Raw genomic sequence first — 482 nt, 5'->3', positions numbered from 1 at the left:
CGCCGTTTTGGTGGAACGTACACTGACCTTACGGCGTCCGCCCAAGGGTTCGGTGAGCATAAAGTTAACGGCTGTTCCCACCCGTTCGTACTCGTGATCGTAGCGCGCCGGCTGACCCGGTTCGGCGGGGAGCGGCTGGCGCGTTTCCTGAATCAACTGGACCGGCTGCTCATCCAGGCACACCACCGGGCGTTTGGGGTCATACGCACGCCGGTAGACTTCCAGCACATCCTCCATGCAGGCAACAAACTCGGCGTTTTGCGCCGGTGGAATCACCCAACCGGTGCGCTGATGCGGCTTGAGTTGGTTTTTTTAAGCGCGCGCATGACGGTTGGTGCGGAGATGGACTCCACTACCTCCAGCGTCACCAACTCCGCGGCCAGCAGCCGCAATGTCCACCGCGCACGTCCGGCTGGGGGTTCACTACAAGCCAGTTGGATGAGACGCGCTTCTTGCTCGCCATCCAGAATCGGCTCCCGTGA

At 61.6% G+C, this 482-nt stretch carries 1 protein-coding gene and 1 pseudogene; both read right to left on the bottom strand.

The genetic code is table 11. The features are described from left to right. Nucleotides 1–237: pseudogene (locus BQ17_RS24555) on the bottom strand (IS630 family transposase); the annotation flags it as partial. A 35-nt stretch (nucleotides 238–272) separates the two neighbouring features. Then, on the bottom strand, nucleotides 273–482 hold a 210-nt coding region (locus tag BQ17_RS24550; RefSeq protein WP_141699059.1), incomplete at its 5' end, for a helix-turn-helix domain-containing protein.

This window comes from Candidatus Thiosymbion oneisti, assembly GCF_900092655.1.
GTDB lineage: Bacteria > Pseudomonadota > Gammaproteobacteria > Chromatiales > Chromatiaceae > Thiosymbion > Thiosymbion oneisti.
The sequence above is the reverse complement of the archived record's forward strand: the minus strand, read 5'-3'. Positions and strand labels throughout refer to the sequence as shown.